Origin of the sequence: Pseudomonas sp. Z4-20, assembly GCF_051131955.1 — a bacterium.
Lineage (GTDB): Bacteria > Pseudomonadota > Gammaproteobacteria > Pseudomonadales > Pseudomonadaceae > Aquipseudomonas > Aquipseudomonas marvdashtae.
Genome location: NZ_CP071641.1, coordinates 4410373 through 4432043, shown reverse-complemented (window position 1 = coordinate 4432043; position 21671 = coordinate 4410373). Strand labels below are relative to the sequence as shown.

Sequence of the window (21671 nt, the reverse complement as noted above, 5' to 3'; positions counted from 1 at the left end):
TGCCTGGCGCCGGTTAATCGCGGGTCCATTTGCCTCATGCAACTATTAGCCGCGTCCAACCCTCAGGCCAGGCTGTTTGTAACGCATATGCAACAGTGGGTAGGGCTGGTTCATGCCATCTCTTGGCGAGCGCCCGACCACTTCGAAGCCTTGCTTGAGATAAAAGCCCAGCGCCTGCGGATTCTGTTCGTTGACGTCCAGTTGATGGGCGTTCAGATGTTCCATGGCGTAGCGCAGCAACTGCTTGCCCAAGCCTTGGCCGCGGTGTTCAGGACCGATGAAAAGCATCTCGACCTTGCCGGCCGCCACCCCAGCGAAACCGGTGATGCGCTGGCGTGTGTCTCGCGTGCAGATGAGCATCACCGCGTCCAGGTAGCGGGTGAGCACCAGGTTCTTCAGCAGCTCGATGTAACTGTCCGGCAGGAAGTCATGGGTAGCGCGTACCGACGCTTCCCAGACGCGGGTCAATTCCTGGTAGTCGCTCGGTTTCGGTGTGTAAATGACCGAATGCTGACGCATGTCCGCCTGTTCCTTGTGGTGGGTGTCTCCATACGATAGCCGTAAAAAAGCCCCGCATCTTGTTGCAAGAGCGGGGATTCAGGATTTTTTGGGGCTGGCAGGTGAGTGGCTGAAAACAACAGCAGTCCCGCCTGGTCTGGATCAACCGATCTGTTCAGCCCACAAATCGTACTCGTCGGCGTCGGTCACCTTGCACCAGACCTTGTCGCCTGGCTTGAGGTTGCTGCCATTGTCGATGAACACGTTGCCGTCGATTTCCGGGGCGTCGAAGAAGCAGCGGCCCACGGCGCCTTGTTCGTCGACTTCGTCCACCAGCACTTCGATTTCACGGCCGATGCGCATTTGCAGGCGTGCCGAGCTGATGGCCTGTTGGTGCGCCATGAAACGATCCCAGCGGTCCTGCTTGACGTCGTCCGGCACCACGTCCAGGTCCAGGTCGTTGGCCGGTGCACCGTCAACCGGCGAATACTGGAAGCAGCCGACGCGATCGAGTTGGGCCTCGGTCAGCCAGTCCAGCAGGTACTGGAAGTCTTCTTCGGTTTCGCCGGGGAAGCCGACTATAAAGGTCGAACGGATGATTAAGTCCGGGCAGATCTGGCGCCAGTTCTTGATGCGGGCCAGGGTCTTGTCTTCGAAGGCCGGGCGCTTCATGGCCTTGAGGACTTTCGGGCTGGCGTGCTGGAACGGGATGTCCAGGTACGGCAGGATCTTGCCGGCGGCCATCAGCGGGATCAGCTCGTCGACATGCGGGTACGGATAGACGTAATGCAGACGCACCCAGACGCCGAGGGTGCTGAGGGCTTCGCACAGTTCGGTCATGCGGGTTTTCACCGGCGCGCCGTTCCAGAAACCGGTGCGGTACTTGATGTCGACGCCGTAGGCGCTGGTGTCCTGGGAAATCACCAGCAGTTCCTTGACGCCAGACTTGACCAGGCGCTGGGCCTCGTCGAGCACATCACCCACCGGGCGGCTGACCAGCTTGCCGCGCATCGACGGGATGATGCAGAAGCTGCAGCTGTGGTTACAGCCTTCGGAGATCTTCAGATAGGCGTAGTGACGCGGGGTCAGCTTGATGCCTTGCGGCGGCACCAGGTCGATCAGCGGGTTGTGGTCCTGGCGCGGCGGTACCACGTCGTGCACGGCGTTGACCACTTGCTCGTACTGCTGCGGACCGCTCACCGACAACACGCTCGGGTGCACGTTGCGGATGTTGCCTTCTTCCACGCCCATGCAGCCGGTGACGATGACCTTGCCGTTTTCCTTGATGGCTTCGCCGATCACTTCCAGGGACTCGGCCTTGGCCGAGTCGATGAAGCCGCACGTGTTGACCACAACCACGTCGGCGTCCTGATAGGTGGACACAACGTCATAGCCTTCCATGCGCAGCTGGGTGAGGATGCGCTCGGAGTCGACCAGTGCCTTCGGGCAACCCAGGGATACGAAGCCAACTTTTGGATTGGCCGGCGCGGGAGTGGTGGACATGTCTAACCTCGGTGTAGGGGGGATCGTCTCTTGCCGAGACAGGGCGCCTGGCGCGCCTCTGATCAAAAAGTGCGCAATTCTATCCATGGCCGACGCACTTGACCAGCTTTATGCAGGTTTATGCAGGGAAATGCGACAAGTGCTGCGCTATGCTTCGCGCCTTTACGCCTTGAAGAATTCCGACAGTCAATAAAACGTCTGTAACAATGCGTAAAAAGCGCATGCTGACTCACTCGGCATGGTGCTTCGCTCAAGAAGACAGGTCTGCAAACCAGGAGTATTGGATGGGTCATGCAAGTAGTCAGGCGGCGGGGGCCGGGCATTCGGCAGCGAAACCGCTGAGCATGCTGGTCGCGGCGGTTGGAGTGGTCTATGGCGACATCGGCACCAGCCCGTTGTACACCCTCAAGGAAGTGTTTTCCGGTGCCTATGGCGTGCCCGTCAATCACGATGGGGTGTTGGGGATCCTGTCGCTGATTTTCTGGTCGTTAATCTGGGTGGTGTCGATCAAATACATGATGTTCGTCCTGCGGGCCGACAACCAGGGCGAGGGCGGGATCATGGCCCTGACCGCCTTGGCGCGGCGGGCGGCGGCGGGAAGGGCGCGGCTGCGCACGTTGCTGGTGATCTGCGGCTTGATTGGCGCGGCGCTGTTCTACGGCGACAGCATGATCACGCCAGCGATCTCGGTGCTTTCGGCGGTCGAAGGCCTCGGCCTCGCATTCGAAGGCATCGATCATTGGGTGGTGCCGCTGTCGGTGGTGGTGCTCGTCGCACTGTTCCTCATCCAGCGCCACGGCACCGCGCGGATCGGCATTCTGTTCGGCCCGATCATGGTGACCTGGTTCCTGGTGCTCGGTGCCCTCGGCGTCTATGGCATCAGCCAGCATCCGGAAGTATTGCAGGCTGTGAGCCCGGCCTGGGCCGTGCGGTTCTTTGTTGTCCATCCGGGCATGGGCGTGGCGATCTTGGGCGCCGTGGTGCTGGCGCTGACCGGCGCCGAAGCGCTGTACGCCGACATGGGCCACTTCGGTCGCAAGCCGATCGCTCGTGCCTGGTTCATTTTGGTGTTGCCCGGCCTGATGCTCAACTATTTCGGCCAGGGCGCCTTGCTGCTCGGCGATCCGGAAGCGGCGCGCAACCCGTTCTATCTGCTGGCGCCGAGCTGGGCGTTGCTGCCGCTGGTGGGTTTGTCGACGCTGGCCACGGTAATTGCTTCGCAGGCGGTGATTTCCGGTGCTTTCTCCCTGACGCGCCAGGCGATCCAGCTCGGTTACATCCCGCGCATGTACATCCAGCACACTTCCAGCGCCGAGCAGGGCCAGATCTATATCGGTGCGGTGAACTGGTCGCTGATGGTCGGCGTGGTGCTGCTGGTGCTCGGTTTCGAGTCCTCTGGTGCGTTGGCTTCGGCCTACGGCGTGGCTGTGACCGGGACGATGCTGATGACGACGATCCTGGTGTCCGCCGTCATACTGCTGTTGTGGAAATGGCCGCCGTTGCTGGCGGTACCGCTGTTGTTCGGTTTCCTGCTGGTGGACGGGCTGTATTTCGCCGCCAACGTGCCGAAGATCATCCAGGGCGGTGCGTTCCCGGTCATCGCCGGCATTGCCTTGTTTGTGTTGATGACGACGTGGAAGCGCGGCAAGCAACTGCTGGTGGATCGCCTCGACGAAGGGGCGTTGCCGCTGCCGATCTTCATCAGCAGCATTCGCGTGCAACCTCCCCACCGGGTGCAGGGCACGGCGGTGTTCCTGACCGCGCGCTCGGATGCCGTGCCTCACGCGTTGTTGCACAACTTGCTGCACAACCAAGTGCTGCATGAGCAAGTGGTCTTGCTGACAGTGGTGTACGAGGACATTCCCCGTGTGCCACCGCAACGGCGCTTCGAAGTCGATGCCTACGGCGAGGGATTCTTCCGGGTCATCCTGCACTTCGGTTTCACTGACGAGCCGGACGTGCCCGAGGCGCTCAAACTCTGCCATCTGGATGAGCTGGATTTCAGCCCGATGCGCACCACTTACTTCCTCAGCCGCGAAACCGTCATTGCCTCCAAACTCGAAGGCATGGCTCGCTGGCGTGAGTCGTTGTTCGCCTTCATGTTGAAAAACGCCAACGGCAACCTGCGCTTCTTCAATCTACCGTTGAACCGGGTGATCGAGCTGGGGACGCAGGTCGAGATGTAGCACCGGGAAACCACAAGCCCTCGTTGCCTTGCGGCGGCGGGGGCTTTTTTATGGGTGCTGTTTTTCAATGCGTCATTGGTCGAATAGTGTTTTCCCAGCTTGATTCATACGCATTGTCGCGCAATACTTCGCGCATCAAAGTATGTATAAAGATATGCGAAATTTATGCTGTAGGAGGCAAGACATGGCAGCATTACTCGATCGGGCTGATCAAGCAGTATCCGTTACGGCAATGGTCAGAGGGTTCAGCGCGAAGCTCAAGGAAGTATCGAGCCGTGCAACCGAAAGGCTGGTCATCTTCAAGGACAATGAACCGGCAGCGGTGATTATCAACGTCGATGCCTATCAGGAAATGCTCGATGAACTGGAAAACCTTCGCGTCGAAGCGACGGCTCGCGAGCGCCTGATCGGTTTCGACCAGGCCAAGGCTATCAGCCATGAGGGTATGCGGGCACGGTACGCCAAAAACAACTGAAGGAGTGGTGAATGGCTTGGGGCATTATTTATCACCCGGAAGTTCAAGACGATTTGGATCAGTTGGGTGCGGCCGCGGCGAACCGTATTCTTGATGTCATCGAGGAGCGGATCATGAATGGCGAGCCGGACAAAACCGGCAAGCCGCTCAGAGCCAGCTTGGCGGGATGTCGAAGAATCCGAACCGGGGACACCCGTATCGTGTACAGGGTCGACGGGAAAGCGATTCAAGTCTTGATCGTAGCCGTTGGTGCGCGGCGGGATAAGGAAGTATATGACGCGGCAGAGCGTCGTCTTTAACCATTTTAAAAAGCCCTCGTTGCCTTGCGGCGGCGGGGGCTTTTGTCAGGCGGGTAGCCGCTTATTGTTCGGCTGGCTTGCTCTGCCGCTTGTTGATTTCATCGATCAACCGCTTGGCCAGGGCCGGGTAGTTTTCGTCGAAGTGGTGCCCACCAGGTAGCTTGATGGCTTCGCCGACGGCTGTCTTGTCGGTGCAGCCGCTTTCGTCGGTTTCTTCAGCACCATAGATGCAGACTACTTTTTCGGCGGGCAGCTTGGCCATTTCCGGGCCGGTGGCGGCTTCGGTGCCCGCGTTGCCGAGCCAGCCTTCCACTTCGATCTCGAAACTGCCCGTGCGGGCGAAGGCGAGCAGGATGATTGCATCGACCCGCTGCTGCTCCGTCGCTGGCAAGCGGTTGTAGATCGCTGGCAGCACATCGGCGCCGAAGGAATAACCGGTCAGGATGAAGCGCTTGGTGCCCCAGATCTGGCGGTAGTGCTGCATCAACTCGGTCAGGTCGGCCGCGCTTTGCTCCGGGCTCTTGTGCTGCCAGTAATAGCGCAGGGTGTCGATGCCCACCACCGGGTAGCCGATCTTGGCCATTTCGTCGGCCACGTCGCGGTCGAGGTCACGCCAGCCGCCGTCGCCGGAGAGGAACAACGTCACGGTATCGCGGGCCTGGCTGGCAGGGATTTCCACGACTGGAATGCTCAGGCCACCCTTGCCCTTCTCGGCGCCCACCAGGATCTTGCGCAGCTCGTTGTTCAGCACCTGCGGCAGATTGATGTCGTAGTCGCTGATGCTGGTTTCGGCATTGCGTTGATCGCGTACGAAGCCGGCACTGGTGTCGTCGGGGTTATCGTTCCAGGCCACCAGCCAGCGACCGTGGGCCGCGCTTTTCGGCAACAGGTGCGTGCAGCCAGGTTTTTCCAGGGCCAGGTCCACCGAGATGGCCTGGGCCTTGTCGTCTTTCTGTTCGGCCAGCCAGCGCCAGGCCAGCACCGCGCCAGGGCCGATGCCGCTGACCAGCGTGGCCGGGCCTCGGAGCTGTCTCAGGCCAGCCTGCAGGGCGCGACCTTGGAGCATGCAGTCCTTGGGCAGGATCACTTGGACAATCTCGGCCGAGCCGCTGCGGCTGAGGGTCGTCAACTGCGTGTCGCTGAGCTTCTGGTCCTCATTGACTGCCACCAGCACGTGGGCGCTGGACTTGGTGCCGGGCGTGATCCGCGTCATCGGCACGCCGTCGGCGGGTTCCAGTTGTTCCAGGGTTGGTTGCGGGGCCGGACGGTTCCAGTACCAGTAGCCGCCACCGAGAATCACCGCCAGCACCAGCAGGGCGGCCACTACGTATCGCCAGGAGCGTTGCATCATCAGCGTTTCACCAATCCAGTCAGGCCGCCCGCAATCAGGGCGGCGGTATCGGCCAGCGCCACCAGCGGATCGAGTCCGGCGGGCACGGCCATGTAACGAGGTTCCCAGTCAGGCTGGAATTTGTCTTTGAAGCGGCGCAGCCCCTGGAAATTGTAGAGCTGCTCGCCACGGCGAAACACCATCGAACCCAGGCGCTGGGTCAGCGGTGCGCCGCGACGTGGTTGCAGGCCCGAGAGTGGGACCATGCCGAGGCTGAAGCGGGCGTAATCGTGGTTCTTATAATGCTGGATCAAGCCGACCATCATGAATTCCATGGTCAGTTTCGGAGCGTCGGGGTGCGCGCGCATCAGGTCAAGGCTGGCCAGTTCGTGGTTGTGGGTTTCCAACAGATTGGCAAACGCCACCGGGCGACCTTCGAAACGAATCACGGCGATGCGGAAATGCTTGAGGTAGTCGTTGCTGAAACGGCCCAGGGAAAAGCCTTTCTCGCGCACATTCTTGCCGGTCAGCCAGGCATCGGAAATGACCTTGAGCTCATCCATCGGCGCCTGGCCTGGCTCATGGATCTCCAGCGACAAGCCATCGCGGGTGCCCCGGTTCCAGGTGTAGCGCAGGTCCTTCATCTCCTTGCCCTTGGCTTCGAGATCGAAACGCTTGAGATCCACGCGCGCTTCTTCGCCAAGCTTGATCGCGGTCAGGCCGATGTCCATGTAGTACGGCAGGTTCTCGGCGCGCACTTGATAAAACACCGGCCTGGCGTGGTGGATGTCGCACAGGTCACGAAACTGCCAGATCATTTCCGCGCGCTGCAGGGGTGGCCCGATCGGGTCGTACAACGCCACCAGGCTGCGGCCACGGCGGGCATACATCAGAAAGGCTTCATCGTTGGGATGAAACAGCAACGCCTTGTCGCCGGTCAGCGCGAGGCCGCCGTCGGGCTGCGAAGACGCCATGAGAATCGTCTTGGCCCGCTCCAATTCGTCAGCAATGGGCAGGTGGATCACCGGTCGCGCGGTCCGCAGCAGCCAGGTCAGCGACACCACCACCAGCAGCACCGCGGCGCCCAACAATGAGCGCAGGCCGCGAGGGGCGTCGGCGTCCAAGGTGAACTGCCACCACAGTTGATGGCTGTAGGGCACGTCCTGGTAGGCAAACAGCAGCAGCCAGATCGACGCGCCCAGCACGCACAGGCTGGCAATCAGGAACAGTGGCGAAAACGGCAGCTCGGTCAGGCGACTCGGCCGATAGAAAGACCGCCGGAACACCGCCAGCAGGGCAGCCGTCAGGGTCAGCAGCGTGGCTTCTTCCCAGTCGAACCCCTTGAGCAGCGAGAGCAGGGCACCGACTAGCAGCAGAATGGTGGTCAGCATCCAGGCAGCGGACAGGCGACGGCGCAAGCCTTGGGCCAGCAACAGGCACAGCACGCCTACCAGGCTGGCGCCAAAGTGCGAAGCGTCCACCAGTCGATGGGGGATCAGGAAGCCGATGTGCTCAAGACGCGTGTCGATCTCGGGCGTCACGCCGGAAAACAGCAGCACCACGCCGGACAGGAACACCAGCACCGCCAGGATCGGCGCGGCGAAACCCGACGCCGCCCGCAGCGTCTGACGGGTCTGGAACAATCGTTGCGCCTCATTGATCAGCAGCAACACGCACGCCACCAGCATCGGCAGCAGCACATAGATCAAGCGATACAGCAACAACGCGGCGGCAAGTGGCGCGGCCCCGAGTTTGTCGGCAAACGCGGCCAGCAGGATCGCCTCGAACACCCCGACGCCGCCCGGCACATGGCTGAGTACGCCGGCGGCCAACGCCAGCAAGTACACCAGCAAGAAGGGAGCGAACGGTGGCGCCTCGGGTAGCAACAGGTAAAGGACCGTGGCGGCGGCCGCGACATCCAGCGCGGTGATGACCAATTGCAGGAATGTCAGGCGGCGGCCCGGCAGACGCAGCGTGCGGCGACCGGCCTTGACCAGCAGGGCATCCCGATAGGGTTGTTCCGGTAGGCGACGGCGATAGATGCCGATGGCCAGCGCACTGGTCAGCACCAATACGGCGACGGCGATGGAGCCCAGCAAAGCGGCTGGAAGGTGCAAGGCCGCCGATGCGGCGGGCAGGTTACTCAGGGTTGCCAGCGCCGCCAACGGCGGCAGCGCGCAGCCCAGGGACAGGCTGGCGAACAAGGTCATGTGGGCAACGTCCGCCGCCCCCAGGCCATGTCGGGCGTACAGCCGGTAGCGAACCGAACCGCCTGAGAGCAACGAAAGGCCAATGGCATTGCCGATGGCGAACGCACTGAAGCCACCCAGGATCAGGGTCTGTGGCGGCAGCTTCACGCCGGCGTAGCGAGTGGCGGACCATTCATAGCCCAGCAAAATGATGAAACCGACCACGGTGGCGGCGATCGCACCGAGCAGGGCCGGTCTCGGCACCTCCAGGATAGAGTCATGAAGGGCGTAAAGGTCGAGTTCGCTCAATAAGTGGTGACAAGCAATCAAGGCAATCGCGAACAGCAGTAACGTGACAGCGAGGCCGATCGGTTGGCGGTACTGGCTGATCCGATTCAGCCAGCGTAATCGCTCGGCCTTGATCGGTTGTGTCGCAGTAACAGTGTCTTGTGAGTCAGACGAGTGGGCGCGCATCAATCACCTCTTGAGCTATGCGCGACAGGATGGGGGTATCCAGCCAAGTAACCAATCCCTGCGGCGGAAAATAATTACAAAATATTTGTAATGCAGACTTTTTCGACACACACAAAAAAGGCCACTCTTTCGAGTGGCCTTTCTTGATATTTGGTTGCGGGAGCCGGATTTGAACCGACGACCTTCGGGTTATGAGCCCGACGAGCTACCAGACTGCTCCATCCCGCGTCTGTGTGGCGGCATTCTACAGGCGAACGCCGGAGTGTCAACCGTTAATAAGATGCTGGGCAAAATAAACGCCCGGTTGGCTAAATACGCGAAAACAAACGGAAAATCGTCCTACAACTTTGACGGCGCGGAGCGGTGATGGAGTCGGGTCTCCACGACGCTGCAAAACAAGCGCACACAAAAAAGGCCACTCTTTCGAGTAGCCTTTCTTGATGTTTGGTTGCGGGAGCCGGATTTGAACCGACGACCTTCGGGTTATGAGCCCGACGAGCTACCAGACTGCTCCATCCCGCGTCTGTGTGGCGGCATTCTACAGAGGATCGGCGCCCTGTCAACCCCTTACCTGGAAAAACCTGTTCCGCTTCAAGTGGTTAGCCTCGGGAAAAGCGAATGTTGCAGTGCTGTGACGCAAGCCTGGCAAGGGCTGGCGCTCTATCGAGCGGTTCGCTGCGATTGAAGAAACACATTCACGTAGGTTTTTTCCCTGTCCGCTGAAGGATCTTTCAAACTACTGGTGCTATGTACAGATTCGGGTGAGATACTGGCGCTCCGATCCATCCCACGTACCGCTTCTTTATATGACGCAACGCAAAATCATCCACGTCGACTGCGACTGCTTCTATGCCGCGATCGAAATGCGCGATGATCCGCAGCTGGCCGGCAAGCCCCTGGCGGTCGGCGGCTCGGCGGACCGGCGTGGTGTGATCGCCACTTGCAATTACGAGGCGCGGGCCTATGGCGTGCGCTCGGCCATGTCCTCCGGCCACGCCTTGAAACTCTGTCCGGACCTGACCATCGTCAAGCCGCGGATGGATGCCTATCGGGAAGCGTCGAAGGAAATCCATACGATTTTCAGTGATTACACCGACCTTATCGAACCGTTGTCCCTGGACGAGGCCTATCTGGATGTCTCCGCCAGCGCGCATTTCGGAGGCAGCGCCACGCGTATCGCCCAGGACATCCGCCGACGGGTTTCCAATCAGTTGCACATCACTGTGTCTGCCGGCGTCGCGCCGAACAAATTCCTCGCCAAGATTGCCAGTGACTGGAAAAAGCCCAACGGCTTGTTCGTCATCACCCCCGACCAAGTAGAAGATTTCGTATCGGCCTTGCCAGTGAACAAGCTCCACGGTGTCGGCAAGGTCACCGCCGACAAGTTGAACAGGCTCGGTATTGTCGATTGCCGGCATCTGCGCGAGTGGGACAAGCTCGCGCTGGTGCGCGAATTCGGCAGTTTTGGCGAGCGACTCTGGAGCCTCGCCCGTGGGATTGACGACCGCCTGGTGCATAACGACAGTCGGCGTCAGTCCATCAGCGTTGAAAACACCTACGACGTCGATTTGCCCGACCTGCAGAGCTGTCTCGACAAGCTGCCCGAACTGATGGAAACCCTGAGCGGCCGCATCGCGCGGATCGACAGCAGCTACCGTCCGGGCAAGCCGTTCGTCAAAGTCAAATTTCATGACTTCACCCAGACCACCCTGGAACAGGCCGGGGCAGGGCGGGACCTGGGCAGTTACCAGTTGCTGTTGACCCAGGCCTTCAACCGCGGCGGCAAGCCGGTACGGTTGCTGGGAATAGGGGTGCGGCTGGAGGATTTACGGGGTGGGTTTGAGCAGTTGGAGTTGTTTGAGCGGTAAAGCCGCAGCCCAGCGGGAGCAAGCTCCCTCGCCACAGGGGAGCATTCACTCAGCTAGCGCCCGGGTCCGCCACCAGCCGCCCGCCGTCCTTGGTCAGGGCTTTCAGGAATTCGGCCTGCAGTTCCGGATCATTGCGGGTCAGTTCGATCAGGCTCTGCTCCAGCTCGCTGGCTTCTTCTTCAAGGCCCAGCTCCGACAGCCGCTTGACTCGGTGAACCCACTGGCTCACTTCGTCATCTTCCAAGTCGTCATAGATCAACGCATGGGCTTCCACCAATTTGCTGCGCAAGGTGCTGCTGATGCTCAGGGACGAGTCAGTATGCACCTCGTCCTGGGCATCGGTGACGCTGATCTGCAATTTGCCGAACTGGCTCAGGTCATGTTCGGCAAACGGGCTTTCCAGCAGGTTCAAGCGCAACACGCCGTTGCGGTCGGTGCTCAGCTCGAACGTCTGGCGGGCGGCTTTCACCTCGACCGGGCGCTCGCTCCAGGGCAAGCTCGAATATTCGGTGCGCTTGTCCCGTTGGACTTCGTCGATACCCGCCAGGTTCTGTTGCGCCCGGCCGTTGGACGGAACGTTCATGAACGGGTTGAGCCCGGCGAAACCGTAGCTGATCCAGTCGCGGGTCGCCGTGTCGGGCAGGGTGCCGAAGGCGAACACATTGACGACGTTCGCGCCGACACCGGCCACCACCGCCACCGCGCCCAACGGGATCTCATAGACCTCCCGCCAAGGTTGGTAGGGCGTGTAGCGGTCGTAATGGCGGGTGACCTCGAACTCGGTGACTTCGAAAGTCTTTTGTTCGTTGATCCGCACGCGACGCTGCGGCAAGTCGAGCACCTTGGGTTCGCCCACATCGATCTGCAGGCTATGGTCGAGCAGTTTGCGCTCGATCCGTTCTTCGTGCTCGTTGCGTTGCGACATCTGGTTGGCGCATCCGCTGACCAGCAGGGCGCCGCACAGTACGGCGCCCCCCAACGCTAAGGTGTTTCGCTTGAACATGACGTCTCTATCTGGTCTCAGCGGCGGATACGGGCCTGGAGGAAGGACAGCACGTCGGCGACCGGCAGCGCTTGTGGCTCGGCCTCGGTGCGGCTCTTGTATTCCAGGTTGCCATCGGCCAGTCCGCGGTCACTGACCACGATCCGGTGTGGAATGCCGATCAGTTCCATGTCCGCGAACTTGATGCCTGGGCTGGTTTTCTTGTCGCGGTCGTCCAGCAGCACCTCGAAGCCGGCGGCCGTCAATTCGGCGTAGAGCTTGTCGGTGGCTTCGCGGACCTGTTCGGTTTCATAGCGCAACGGCACCAGGGCAACCTGGAATGGCGCCAGGGTGTCGCTCCAGATGATCCCGTTTTCGTCGTTGTTCTGTTCGATCGCTGCCGCCACTACGCGGGACACGCCAATGCCGTAGCAGCCCATTTGCAAGGTGACCGGCTTGCCGTTCTCGCCCAGCACTTCGCACTTCATCGCTTTGCTGTATTTGTCGCCCAGCTGGAAGATGTGCCCGACTTCGATGCCGCGCTTGATTTCCAGGGTGCCCTTGCCGTCCGGGCTCGGGTCGCCGGCAACCACATTGCGCAGGTCCGCGATGGTTGGAACCGGCAGGTCGCGCTCCCAGTTCACGCCGAAATAATGCTTGTCATCGATGTTGGCGCCGATGGCGAAGTCGCTCATCAATGCCACCGAGCGGTCGATGATGATCGGCAACGGCATGTTCAATGGGCCGAGGGAGCCCGCACCGGCGCCGATGGCATCACGCAGTTCGGCGTCGGTGGCCATGACCAATGGGCTGGCGACGCCTGGCTGGTTGCCGGCCTTGATTTCGTTCAGCTCATGGTCGCCGCGGATGATCAGGGCAATCAGCTTGCCTTCTTCTTCCGCGCGCACGATCAGGGTCTTGATAGTGCGCTCGATCGGCAGGTTGTAGCCTTCCACCAACTGGGCAATGGTCTTGGTGTTCGGCGTATCCACCAGGCGCAGTTCTTCGGTCGGCGCGGCGCGGGAGGTTTCCCGTGGCACGGCTTCGGCCTTCTCGATGTTCGCGGCGTAGTCGGAGCCGTTGCTGAAGACGATGTCGTCTTCACCGGATTCGGCCAATACGTGGAACTCATGGGAGCCGGCACCGCCGATGGAGCCGTTGTCGGCTTCAACCGGGCGGAATTTCAGGCCCAGGCGGGTGAAGACGTTGCAGTAGGCCTGGTGCATGCGGTCATAGGTGACTTGCAGCGAGGCCAGGTCGGCGTGGAACGAGTACGAATCCTTCATGATGAACTCACGGCCGCGCATCAGGCCGAAGCGTGGACGGATCTCATCGCGGAATTTGGTCTGGATCTGGTACAGGTTGATAGGCAGCTGCTTGTAGCTGCTCAACTCGTTGCGCATCAGGTCAGTGATCACTTCTTCGTGGGTCGGGCCAGCACAGAAGTCGCGACCGTGACGGTCTTTGATGCGCAGCAGCTCAGGGCCGTATTCTTCCCAGCGGCCAGATTCCTGCCACAGCTCGGCCGGCTGGGTGCTCGGCATCAACACTTCCAGGGAGCCGGCGGCGTTCATTTCTTCGCGGACGATGGCTTCGACCTTACGCATCACTCGCAGGCCCATCGGCAGCCAGGTGTACAGGCCGGAGGCGAGCTTGCGGATCATGCCGGCACGCAGCATCAGCTGATGGCTGATCACGACGGCGTCGGAAGGCGTTTCTTTCTGTGTGGCGAGCAAAAATTGACTGGTGCGCATGGTTGGCCGTTGTCGGTTGCTGATGACGAGAAGTGACGCAGCATTGTACGGGCGAGATGCCCTGGCGTACAGGCGCGTGGCCTGCCGCCGGAACCAGGCACCGCTTTCTTCGGCGCCTGCTGAAATTTCCTACGACTCTTCGGCGGGCCGGGTCGGCGGCGATTCCGGATCGGAGTTCACGCCCTCGCGGCGGTTTTCCTGGTACCAGTGCAAGGCGATCAGCAGCAGGGTCGGAACGCCGAGCAGGGCGGTGATCAGGAAAAAATCGTGATAACCGAATTTTTCCACCATGACCCCCGAATAGCCGCCGATCAAGCGTGGCAGCAACAGCATGATCGAGCTGAGCAGGGCATATTGAGTGGCGGAGAACTTCAGGTTGGTCAGGCTCGACAGGTACGCGACGAACGCCGAGGTAGCCAGGCCGGAGCTGAAATTGTCCAGGGAAATCGTGCCAATCAGCATCTGCAAGTCGGGGCCCATGTCGGCGAGCATCAGGAACAGGATGTTGGTCGCGGCCGAGGACACGCCCCCGATGAACAGGATCGGCAGGATGCCGAAACGTACGATCAACAGGCCGCCCATGCCTGCGCCGACCAGGGTCATGATCAGCCCGAAGATCTTGCTGACGCTGGCAATCTGGTCCTTGGTAAATCCTTGGTCGATGTAGAAAACGTTGGCCATGACGCCCATGACCGTATCGGACATCCGGTAGGTTGCGATCAGCCCCAACAGCAAGAGCGCCTGCCAGCGGTAACGGAGGATGAAGTCGTTGATGGGCGTCAGCACAGGCGCAAGGCCTCGGCGACCTATGGATGACAGGCAGATGGCGGTCAGGATGATATAGAGGATGGCGCGCAGGAAGGCGCGGTCTTCGAGCAGCAGGTCGAGCAGGCTGACCCCCTCGAACAGCACGCTGGCGAAGTCGGTGTTATAGAGCTGGGTGAACATCGCCGGCACTGACACCAGCAGCACGATCAGTACGAAAACCGACGCCAGTTGATGGACGAACGTATAGCGCCCCGCCTGCAGCTGTGTGCGCAGTGGCACGGGCGGTTCGCGCATGATCAACGAAGTCAGCAACGCCGGCACCATCAATACGCCAAACAGCAGGTACGTACCGGCCCAGGCTGAGTGCTTGTAGCTGAACCCGGTGGAACCGAAGCCTTCGGCGAAGAACAGGGCACCGGCGGTGGCCAGCAGAGCGGCGATGCGATAGCCGGACATGTAGCTGGCGGCGAGGGCGGCCTGACGCGTGTCGTCGACGATTTCCAGTCGATAGGCATCGACGGCGATGTCCTGGGTGGCCGAGGCGAAGGCCACTATCACGGCAATCGCGATCAGCCAGGACAAGTGTTTTTGCGGATCGCAGAAACCCATGCCGATCAGGCCCAGGATCACCAAACCTTGAGAGAGCACAAGCCAGGAGCGGCGACGCCCCAGCTTGCCCAGCAACGGCAGGCGCCATTGATCGAGTAGTGGCGACCAGACCCATTTGAAGGCGTAGGCCAGGCCGATCAGGCTCGCGTAACCAATGGTTTCGCGGGCCACGCCGGCTTCACGCAACCAGACCGACAGCGTGGAGAAGACCAGCATGTAGGGCAAGCCGGCGGCGAAGCCAAGCAGCAATAGCACGAGCGTCGAAGGACTGGCATAGGCGGCGAGGGCGGCGCGCCAGGTTTTACGGGGCATGGGCTGGAGTCTGCCTCAAAAATTGCGAAAACAAAGCGCGCACTCTAACCGCTGTGCTCTACCGGACGCCAGCCATGGCGCTGAATATCAACACGATTGTTCAGGACACTGATCCCTTCCATGCGCAAGCGCGCACGTTGTTCATCCCCCGAGGCGCTGCCCGCCGGCAGGCTGATCCGGCCACCGGCCGCCAGGACCCGGTGCCACGGCAGCTTCGTGTCGTTCGGCAACTGGCTGAGCGTCCGTCCGACCCAGCGCGCGGCGCGACCCAGGCCGGCCATCTCGGCGAGCTGACCATAGGTGACAACCTTGCCGGCCGGTACTTGGGCCAAGGTCAGATAAAGCGTGGTACGGCGGATTTGGGCGGCATTCTCGGTGGCCGCTGGAGCGTCAGTCACGAGCAAGGTTCCTAAAGGTGTCCGTCTGTAGATTAATTCCTACAGGGTGCGTTGATAAATGAACTCATCCCCCATACGCGGGTCAGTCGTTGCTGAGGTGTCATCCTGGGGGATAATGCCGCCTTTTCAACGCAAACTTGAGCCCATTATCGCTTATGTTGTCTAGAACCCTGCTGTGCCTAGCTGTTACGAGCGCCTCCATGCCCTTGCTTGCCGATACCGTCTGGTTGAAGAACGGCGACAAGCTCAGTGGCAAGATCACCGTTTTCGATGGCGGCAAACTGCTGATCCAGACCGATTACGCTGGCGCAATCCCGATTGACTGGAACCAGGTCAAGACGCTTGAAAGCGACCAGCAATTGCTGGTCAAGCAGGACGCCTATACCGGCGAGAAGGCCAAGGCGTTGCAGGCGGCCGAGGATGGCAAGGTCACCCTGGCCAACGGTGATACGCCCAAGACCGTCGATCTGGCGAGTATCCAACAGATCCTCAAGCCCAAGCCGGTGGTCGAGGATCTGGTATGGAAGGGCAATATCGATGCCGCGCTGGACTACCAGCGAGCGGAAAACGATACCGACGATTACGACGTCGACTTCAAGACCTCGGCACGCCACGGCAGATGGCGGCATATCGCCGAGGGCGAGTACAACCGTGAATTCCAGGACGACGTGGTGTCGACTGACAACTGGCGGCTGGAGTATTCCCTCGACCGCTTCTTCACGGACAAGTGGTTCTGGCAAGGTCGCCTCAACTACAAGCGCGACAAGGTCGAAGACCTGGCTCGCCAACGCGTGGTGGGTACCGGTCCGGGCTATCAGTTCTGGGATGACGAGTTGGGCGCGTTCTCGCTGGGTTCATTGTTCAACCGCACCGACTATGAATACCGTGATGGCGGCAAGGACAACTTCTATTCCGTGGCGATGAAGTGGGACTACAACCGCTACCTGATCGGCAAGCGCGTCGAGTTCTTCACCAACGGCGAGGTGGGCAAGCCGCTTTCGGGTGTTGCCGAGTATGCCTACGACGCGGAGATGGGACTGCGCTACAAGGTGACCGACTGGGCGTCGCTCAATCTCAAGGCCGAGAAGGATGTCATCGAGGGCACCGAGGATAGCGACCTGAGCAAGACTCGCTACACGGCAGGATTTGGCGTCACCTGGTAAGTAACCAGTCAAGGCGGAACAATGTGGGGGCTTGCTCCCACATTTTTTTTGCGCGGGATTAAAACTGGCAGGCACAAAAAAGCCCCGCTTTTGAGGGCGGGGCCTTTTACTAAAGCAAGGACAAGTTAGATAACTTGAACTTCTTCAGCTTGCATGCCTTTCTGACCGCGGGTAGCGATGAAAGAAACCTGTTGGCCTTCTTTCAGGCTTTTGAAGCCGTCGGATTGGATAGCTTTGAAGTGAACGAACAGATCGTCACCGGATTGTGGGGTGATGAAGCCGAAGCCTTTTTCATCGTTGAACCACTTAACGGTACCGGTTTGGCGATTAGACATGGTGTAACTCCTTGAACAAAGATAACTGCGACACAGGAAGAACCCTGGCCGAGACTGAGTGCAAAGAGCAGGAAAAATTCTTGTAGATGGTTGGATCGAAATTCAACATATCGTGTAGAGATTCTCAGTGACACAAGCAGCACAGTGACGTCACCTTACCCCTTTTTCCGGAACGTGCCAATGGTCTTTGCGAAGGTTTCTCGGTTTTAATGACTGACGGCGCGCACGATGGCCGTCAGGGCCCGGAAATCAGGGTGGATCGCCGAGATTTGCTTCCCGCACTTTGAACCCGCCCCGCGCCCCGGTAAGATGCCGGACAGTTTTTTCCACCTCGCTATTCAGGACACCGCCATGAGCATCAAATCGGACAAGTGGATTCGCCGCATGGCGCAAGAGCACGGCATGATCGAGCCCTTCGTGGAACGCCAGATGCGTGGCGAAGGCGCCAACCGGCTGATTTCCTTCGGTGTCTCGAGCTACGGCTACGACGTGCGCTGCGCGGACGAATTCAAGGTGTTCACCAACATCAACTCGGCCACCGTCGACCCGAAGAATTTCGACGAGAAGAGCTTCGTCGACGTCAAGAGCGATGTCTGCATCATTCCGCCGAACTCCTTCGCCCTGGCCCGCACCGTGGAATACTTCCGCATCCCGCGCAACGTGCTGACCATCTGCCTGGGTAAAAGCACCTACGCCCGTTGCGGCATTATCGTCAACGTTACGCCGCTGGAACCGGAGTGGGAAGGCCATGTGACCCTGGAGTTTTCCAACACCACGACCCTGCCGGCGAAGATCTACGCCAACGAGGGCGTGGCGCAAATGCTGTTCCTTGAGTCCGACGAAGAATGTGAAGTGTCCTACAAGGATCGTGGCGGCAAATACCAGGGCCAGCGTGGCGTGACATTGCCGCGCACCTGATTCTGACGAGCTGTTGGAATTCCTGGGCGGGCAGGCACTCTATGAGGTGTACTGCCCGTTTTTTTTTTGCGTTAACGCAGCGGGCCTTCGCTCAGGAGTTGCTCTATGAAGATCGATCCGCGAATCAGTGCCGAACTGGCAAGGCTTGAGCCCAATCAGATCGGCGTCCTGGCCTGGTCACTGCTGGCCCATCCCGCTGAGGCGGCAGGCGGTATTCCTGGTGATCCCGATCCTGATCCCAATCCTACGGAACCCACTGAACCCGGCGAGCCGACTCTTCCGGACGAACCGCCTCCCGCGCCTGTAGCATGACGTCAGCTTCAAGCTACAAGTGACAAGCTGCAAGTGGGTGCGCCTAGCCTTGTTTTGAAGCTTGAAGCTTGAAGCTTGAAGCTTGAAGCTTGAAGCTTGAAGCTTGAAGCTGGAAGCTTTCAGCCAATCGGCCATATTTCATTGTCGCCGACCACGAAGATCTTGCAGCCCTTGTCCTGTTCGACCCGGTAGCCTCCGGTGAATGCACCGAAGGCTGGCAGCAGGCTGATCTCGCTGCCGAGGCGGAAGCAGGCCAGGCGCAGGCGCTGCCGGCCCTTGCCGCTCAGGTGATAGACCGGGTGCACGTGCCCGGCCAGCACATGACGGCTGGGGTGTGGATTGGGCTCGTGCTGCACGGCGAAGGGCCCCAGCAGCAAAGGCTCGGGAACGACGCGGATGTTCAGCGCCAGCGGCGGGTCGCCCGCGTGTTTGTCGTGGTTGCCGCGAATCAGCGTCATGGCCAGGTGCGGATGTCGCCCACGCCAATCGGAAAGTGCCTTCAAGGTGCCGGGTGCGTGGGAGCCGGGTCCATGAAGAAAGTCCCCGAGAAAAATCAACTGTCGACACGGCAGGTCGGCCAGCAGCGCATCGAGTGCGGCGATATTGCTCGCGGTGGTGCCGTGGGGCACCGGTTGACCGAGGCTGCGGTAAGCCGCGGCCTTGCCGAAATGGACGTCGGCCACCATCAGGGTTTCCTGGGCCGGCCAATACACGGCCTTTTGCGGCAGCAGCCAGAGTTCTTCCCCGGCGAGGTTGACCGGATACGGGGCGGGCATCAGGCGTCCCCTCGATCGGCGGTTTTTTCCAGTTCGCTGACCATTCGGCGGATGCGATCGGCAAGCTTCTCCGAGCTCATGCTTTCGCGAAAACGCTCCACCAGCAAGGGGAAGCCCAGGGGCGTGGGGCGCTTGATGATGTGCAGGTCCAGCTTCAACGTACCGAGGCGTAGCAAGGTGTGCTCCAGTCGACGTATATCCAGTTCTTCGCGCAAGACTTCCTCCCCGGCTTGGGCCAGCAGCAGGTTGTCGGCGTCGTATTGTTTGAACACTTGAAAAAACAACCCGCTCGAGGCTTGGACTTGCCGGGTACTTTTCGGCGCGCCGGGGTAGCCGGCGAAGACCAGTCCGGCGATGCGAGCGATTTCGCGAAAGCGGCGCAAGGCCAGTTCCCCGGCATTCAGGCTGGCGAGCACATCGTCCAAGAGGTTTTTAGCGCTCAGAAGCGTCGGGTCCAGGTGTGTCGACCAATCCACCGCGGTAGCACTGAGCAGTTCCAGGCCGTAGTCGTTGACGGCGATGGAAAAGGTCACCGGCTGTTGCTGGCTGACGCGCCAGGCCAACAGGCTCGCCAGCCCCAAATGCACTTGGCGCCCGGCAAACGGATAGATAAACAGGTGCCAGCCTTCCCGTGATTTAAGCGCTTCAGCCAGCAAGGTGTTTTGCGTAGGCAAGCCGGACCAGCGATGCTGGGTCGATAGCAAAGGCTGCACCGCCTGCATTTCCGGCCCCTCGAAGCGGCCAGCGGCGGCTTCGCTCAGGCGCGCCACGACGGCTGCCGCCAACTCGTTTGAGAGCGGCATTCGCCCACCGTTCCAGCGCGGCACGGCAGCTTTTTTGGCCTGGCTGCGGCGCACGTAGGCGGTCATGTCTTCGACCCTGACCAGTTCCAGCAAGCGCCCGGCAAACAGGAAGCCATCGCCAGGGCGCAGGCGAGCGATGAAACCCTCTTCCACGCTGCCCAGGATCTTGCCGCCACCGCCCTTGCTCCAGAATTTCAGTTGCAGGCTGGCATCGCTGACGATGGTGCCGATGCTCATGCGGTGACGCCGGGCCAGACGTGCATCGGGCACGCGCCAAATGCCGTGTTCGTCCGGCTCGACCCGTCGGTAGTCAGGGTAGGCGGTCAACGACAGGCCGCCGTGGCGCACGAATGCCAGGGCCCACGCCCATTCAGCCAGGTTCAGGTCTCGATAGGCCCAGGCGCCGCGCACCTCCTCAAGCAGTTCGTCGGGAACGAAACCGCCGCCCAAGGCCATGCTGACCAGATGCTGGACCAACACGTCCAAAGGTTTGTGGGGCGATTCTCGGGGCTCGATTCGCCGCTGCGCCACGGCGTCCTGGGCGGCGGCCGCCTCGATCAGTTCAAGGCTGTGGGTCGGCACCAGGGTGATCCGCGAAGTCCGCCCAGGCGCATGTCCGGAGCGTCCGGCACGCTGCATCAACCGCGCGACGCCCTTGGCGGAACCAATCTGCAGCACCCGCTCCACCGGGAGGAAATCCACACCGAGGTCCAGACTGGACGTACACACGACCGCCTTGAGTTGGCCGTCCTTCAACGCTCGTTCCACCCAATCGCGGGTGTCACGGGACAACGAGCTGTGGTGCAGGGCGATAAGCCCGGCCCAATCCGGACGTGCTTCGAGAATCGCCTGGTACCAGATCTCCGATTGCGCACGGGTGTTGGTAAACACCAGGCAACTGCTGCTGGCGTCGATTTCAGCGACCACCTGGGGCAGCATTTTCAAGCCGATGTGCCCGGCCCAGGGAAAACGTTCGAGGGTCGGCGGCAGCAGCGTATCGATCTGCAGCGCTTTCGCGTTGGCGCCTTGCACGCTGATTCCATTGCCTTGCGGGATCAACACCTGCTCGGCGCGGGCCTGGTTGCCCAAGGTTGCCGATATACCCCAGACGATCAGTTCGGGGTTCCAGCGCCGCAATCGTGCCAAGGCCAGTTGCAATTGGACGCCGCGCTTGTTGCCGAGCAATTCATGCCATTCATCCACCACGACCATGCGCAGCGTCGAAGCCGCTGTTTGCGCGTCGGCGCGGGCGAGCATCAGGGTCAGGCTTTCTGGCGTGGTGATCAATGCCGTGGGCAAGCGGCGGCCTTGGCGGGCGCGTTCGCTGGCGCTGGTGTCACCGGTGCGCAGGCCAACGCTCCAAGGGATGTGCAAGGGTGCGAGAGGCGCTTCGAGGGCCTTGCCGGTGTCGGCGGCCAGCGCGCGCATCGGGGTGATCCACAAGACCGTCAACGGTTCGGCCGGCGGTTTGCGTTTACGCGGTGTGTCAGGCGGCGGTACTGAGCGGGCGAAACGGTTGAGGGCGGCGAACCATACGGCGTAGGTCTTGCCGGCGCCGGTGCTGGCATGCAGCAACCCCGACTCGCCACGCTTGACCGCGGTCCATACCTGCTTTTGAAAAGCGAACGGCTTCCAGCCGCGGGCATCGAACCACTGTTTCGCGAGGTTGTTAGATGTCGCCATGCGTGCCGTGTGCGCCCTGAAAGTCTTCTTTCAGTG

At 60.8% G+C, this 21671-nt stretch carries 18 protein-coding genes and 2 tRNA genes; 7 read left to right on the top strand and 13 right to left on the bottom strand.

Annotated elements, in window-relative coordinates:
* Positions 1 to 45 precede the first annotated feature (45 nt).
* A complete protein-coding gene (locus J3P82_RS20275) occupies positions 46 to 519 on the bottom strand; it encodes a GNAT family N-acetyltransferase (protein WP_434558395.1) in 474 nt (157 codons plus the stop codon).
* A 141-nt stretch (positions 520 to 660) separates the two neighbouring features.
* Complete coding sequence (rimO, locus tag J3P82_RS20270; RefSeq protein WP_434558394.1) at positions 661 to 2001, bottom strand: 30S ribosomal protein S12 methylthiotransferase RimO; 1341 nt, start codon at positions 1999 to 2001, stop codon at positions 661 to 663.
* A gap of 344 nt (positions 2002 to 2345) precedes the next feature.
* On the opposite strand from rimO, the gene J3P82_RS20265 reads away from it, so the two are divergent.
* The 3 genes from J3P82_RS20265 to J3P82_RS20255 all read left to right on the top strand — a co-directional run bounded on the left by J3P82_RS20265 (position 2346) and on the right by J3P82_RS20255 (position 4961).
* Positions 2346 to 4187: a potassium transporter Kup gene (locus tag J3P82_RS20265; RefSeq protein ID WP_434563915.1), complete on the top strand. Its 1842-nt coding sequence runs from the start codon at positions 2346 to 2348 to the stop codon at positions 4185 to 4187.
* Between the two features lie 184 nt (positions 4188 to 4371).
* Positions 4372 to 4662, top strand: a complete 291-nt coding sequence (locus J3P82_RS20260; RefSeq protein WP_434558393.1) for a type II toxin-antitoxin system Phd/YefM family antitoxin — start codon at positions 4372 to 4374, stop codon at positions 4660 to 4662.
* Between the two features lie 11 nt (positions 4663 to 4673).
* On the top strand, positions 4674 to 4961 hold the full coding sequence (locus J3P82_RS20255; RefSeq protein ID WP_434558392.1) for a type II toxin-antitoxin system RelE family toxin: 288 nt from the start codon (positions 4674 to 4676) through the stop codon (positions 4959 to 4961).
* Between the two features lie 61 nt (positions 4962 to 5022).
* Here the strand turns inward: J3P82_RS20255 and J3P82_RS20250 are convergent, their stop codons facing one another.
* From J3P82_RS20250 to J3P82_RS20235, 4 genes are all read right to left on the bottom strand, one after another.
* On the bottom strand, positions 5023 to 6312 hold the full coding sequence (locus J3P82_RS20250; protein ID WP_434558391.1) for a virulence factor family protein: 1290 nt from the start codon (positions 6310 to 6312) through the stop codon (positions 5023 to 5025).
* Positions 6312 to 8954: a bifunctional lysylphosphatidylglycerol flippase/synthetase MprF gene (gene mprF / locus J3P82_RS20245; protein ID WP_434558390.1), complete on the bottom strand. Its 2643-nt coding sequence runs from the start codon at positions 8952 to 8954 to the stop codon at positions 6312 to 6314. Before mprF ends, J3P82_RS20250 begins: the two co-directional genes overlap by 1 nt.
* 151 nt (positions 8955 to 9105) lie before the next feature.
* Positions 9106 to 9182: transfer RNA gene (locus J3P82_RS20240), tRNA-Met, on the bottom strand.
* A 217-nt stretch (positions 9183 to 9399) separates the two neighbouring features.
* Positions 9400 to 9476, bottom strand: a tRNA-Met gene (locus J3P82_RS20235).
* Between the two features lie 284 nt (positions 9477 to 9760).
* On the opposite strand from J3P82_RS20235, the gene dinB reads away from it, so the two are divergent.
* A complete protein-coding gene (dinB, locus tag J3P82_RS20230; RefSeq protein WP_186635158.1) occupies positions 9761 to 10822 on the top strand; it encodes a DNA polymerase IV in 1062 nt (353 codons plus the stop codon).
* 49 nt (positions 10823 to 10871) lie between these two features.
* On the opposite strand, the gene J3P82_RS20225 is transcribed toward dinB, so the two are convergent.
* The 4 genes from J3P82_RS20225 to J3P82_RS20210 form a co-directional block, all read right to left on the bottom strand.
* Positions 10872 to 11825, bottom strand: a complete 954-nt coding sequence (locus tag J3P82_RS20225; protein ID WP_434558389.1) for a hypothetical protein — start codon at positions 11823 to 11825, stop codon at positions 10872 to 10874.
* A gap of 17 nt (positions 11826 to 11842) precedes the next feature.
* Positions 11843 to 13558, bottom strand: a complete 1716-nt coding sequence (locus J3P82_RS20220; protein ID WP_434558388.1) for a proline--tRNA ligase — start codon at positions 13556 to 13558, stop codon at positions 11843 to 11845.
* A 129-nt stretch (positions 13559 to 13687) separates the two neighbouring features.
* Positions 13688 to 15247, bottom strand: coding sequence for an AmpG family muropeptide MFS transporter (locus tag J3P82_RS20215; RefSeq protein ID WP_434558387.1), 1560 nt, complete (start codon positions 15245 to 15247; stop codon positions 13688 to 13690).
* 44 nt (positions 15248 to 15291) lie between these two features.
* The gene (locus J3P82_RS20210) at positions 15292 to 15645 is read right to left on the bottom strand and encodes an MGMT family protein (RefSeq protein ID WP_186615273.1); all 354 of its coding nucleotides are present in this window, start codon (positions 15643 to 15645) and stop codon (positions 15292 to 15294) included.
* 155 nt (positions 15646 to 15800) lie between these two features.
* Here J3P82_RS20210 and J3P82_RS20205 point away from each other — a divergent pair, with 155 nt between their 5' ends.
* The gene (locus tag J3P82_RS20205; RefSeq protein WP_434558386.1) at positions 15801 to 16808 is read left to right on the top strand and encodes a DUF481 domain-containing protein; all 1008 of its coding nucleotides are present in this window, start codon (positions 15801 to 15803) and stop codon (positions 16806 to 16808) included.
* 125 nt (positions 16809 to 16933) lie between these two features.
* On the opposite strand, the gene J3P82_RS20200 is transcribed toward J3P82_RS20205, so the two are convergent.
* Positions 16934 to 17143 carry a cold-shock protein gene (locus J3P82_RS20200; RefSeq protein WP_002554837.1) on the bottom strand — a complete coding sequence of 70 codons (210 nt, stop codon included), beginning with the start codon at positions 17141 to 17143 and terminating at the stop codon, positions 16934 to 16936.
* Between the two features lie 351 nt (positions 17144 to 17494).
* Here J3P82_RS20200 and dcd point away from each other — a divergent pair, with 351 nt between their 5' ends.
* The gene (dcd, locus tag J3P82_RS20195) at positions 17495 to 18061 is read left to right on the top strand and encodes a dCTP deaminase (protein WP_186615277.1); all 567 of its coding nucleotides are present in this window, start codon (positions 17495 to 17497) and stop codon (positions 18059 to 18061) included.
* 105 nt (positions 18062 to 18166) lie between these two features.
* Complete coding sequence (locus tag J3P82_RS20190; RefSeq protein ID WP_186615279.1) at positions 18167 to 18373, top strand: hypothetical protein; 207 nt, start codon at positions 18167 to 18169, stop codon at positions 18371 to 18373.
* A 119-nt stretch (positions 18374 to 18492) separates the two neighbouring features.
* Here the strand turns inward: J3P82_RS20190 and pdeM are convergent, their stop codons facing one another.
* Together pdeM and J3P82_RS20180 are read right to left on the bottom strand one after the other, a co-directional pair.
* Positions 18493 to 19149: a ligase-associated DNA damage response endonuclease PdeM gene (gene pdeM, locus J3P82_RS20185; RefSeq protein WP_434558385.1), complete on the bottom strand. Its 657-nt coding sequence runs from the start codon at positions 19147 to 19149 to the stop codon at positions 18493 to 18495.
* Positions 19149 to 21635, bottom strand: coding sequence for a ligase-associated DNA damage response DEXH box helicase (locus tag J3P82_RS20180; protein ID WP_434558384.1), 2487 nt, complete (start codon positions 21633 to 21635; stop codon positions 19149 to 19151). Before J3P82_RS20180 ends, pdeM begins: the two co-directional genes overlap by 1 nt.
* Positions 21636 to 21671: the final 36 nt, after the last annotated feature.

Coding starts and splice junctions, on each gene's coding strand:
- J3P82_RS20250 (WP_434558391.1), bottom strand. CDS start 6,312: ATGATGCAACGCTCCTGGCGATACGTAGTGGCCGCCCTGCTGGTGCTG.
- J3P82_RS20190 (WP_186615279.1), top strand. CDS start 18,167: ATGAAGATCGATCCGCGAATCAGTGCCGAACTGGCAAGGCTTGAGCCC.
- J3P82_RS20275 (WP_434558395.1), bottom strand. CDS start 519: ATGCGTCAGCATTCGGTCATTTACACACCGAAACCGAGCGACTACCAG.
- J3P82_RS20255 (WP_434558392.1), top strand. CDS start 4,674: ATGGCTTGGGGCATTATTTATCACCCGGAAGTTCAAGACGATTTGGAT.
- dcd (WP_186615277.1), top strand. CDS start 17,495: ATGAGCATCAAATCGGACAAGTGGATTCGCCGCATGGCGCAAGAGCAC.
- J3P82_RS20205 (WP_434558386.1), top strand. CDS start 15,801: ATGTTGTCTAGAACCCTGCTGTGCCTAGCTGTTACGAGCGCCTCCATG.
- J3P82_RS20215 (WP_434558387.1), bottom strand. CDS start 15,247: ATGCCCCGTAAAACCTGGCGCGCCGCCCTCGCCGCCTATGCCAGTCCT.
- J3P82_RS20225 (WP_434558389.1), bottom strand. CDS start 11,825: ATGTTCAAGCGAAACACCTTAGCGTTGGGGGGCGCCGTACTGTGCGGC.
- mprF (WP_434558390.1), bottom strand. CDS start 8,954: ATGCGCGCCCACTCGTCTGACTCACAAGACACTGTTACTGCGACACAA.
- J3P82_RS20180 (WP_434558384.1), bottom strand. CDS start 21,635: ATGGCGACATCTAACAACCTCGCGAAACAGTGGTTCGATGCCCGCGGC.
- J3P82_RS20265 (WP_434563915.1), top strand. CDS start 2,346: ATGCTGGTCGCGGCGGTTGGAGTGGTCTATGGCGACATCGGCACCAGC.
- pdeM (WP_434558385.1), bottom strand. CDS start 19,149: ATGCCCGCCCCGTATCCGGTCAACCTCGCCGGGGAAGAACTCTGGCTG.
- dinB (WP_186635158.1), top strand. CDS start 9,761: ATGACGCAACGCAAAATCATCCACGTCGACTGCGACTGCTTCTATGCC.
- rimO (WP_434558394.1), bottom strand. CDS start 2,001: ATGTCCACCACTCCCGCGCCGGCCAATCCAAAAGTTGGCTTCGTATCC.
- J3P82_RS20220 (WP_434558388.1), bottom strand. CDS start 13,558: ATGCGCACCAGTCAATTTTTGCTCGCCACACAGAAAGAAACGCCTTCC.
- J3P82_RS20260 (WP_434558393.1), top strand. CDS start 4,372: ATGGCAGCATTACTCGATCGGGCTGATCAAGCAGTATCCGTTACGGCA.
- J3P82_RS20200 (WP_002554837.1), bottom strand. CDS start 17,143: ATGTCTAATCGCCAAACCGGTACCGTTAAGTGGTTCAACGATGAAAAA.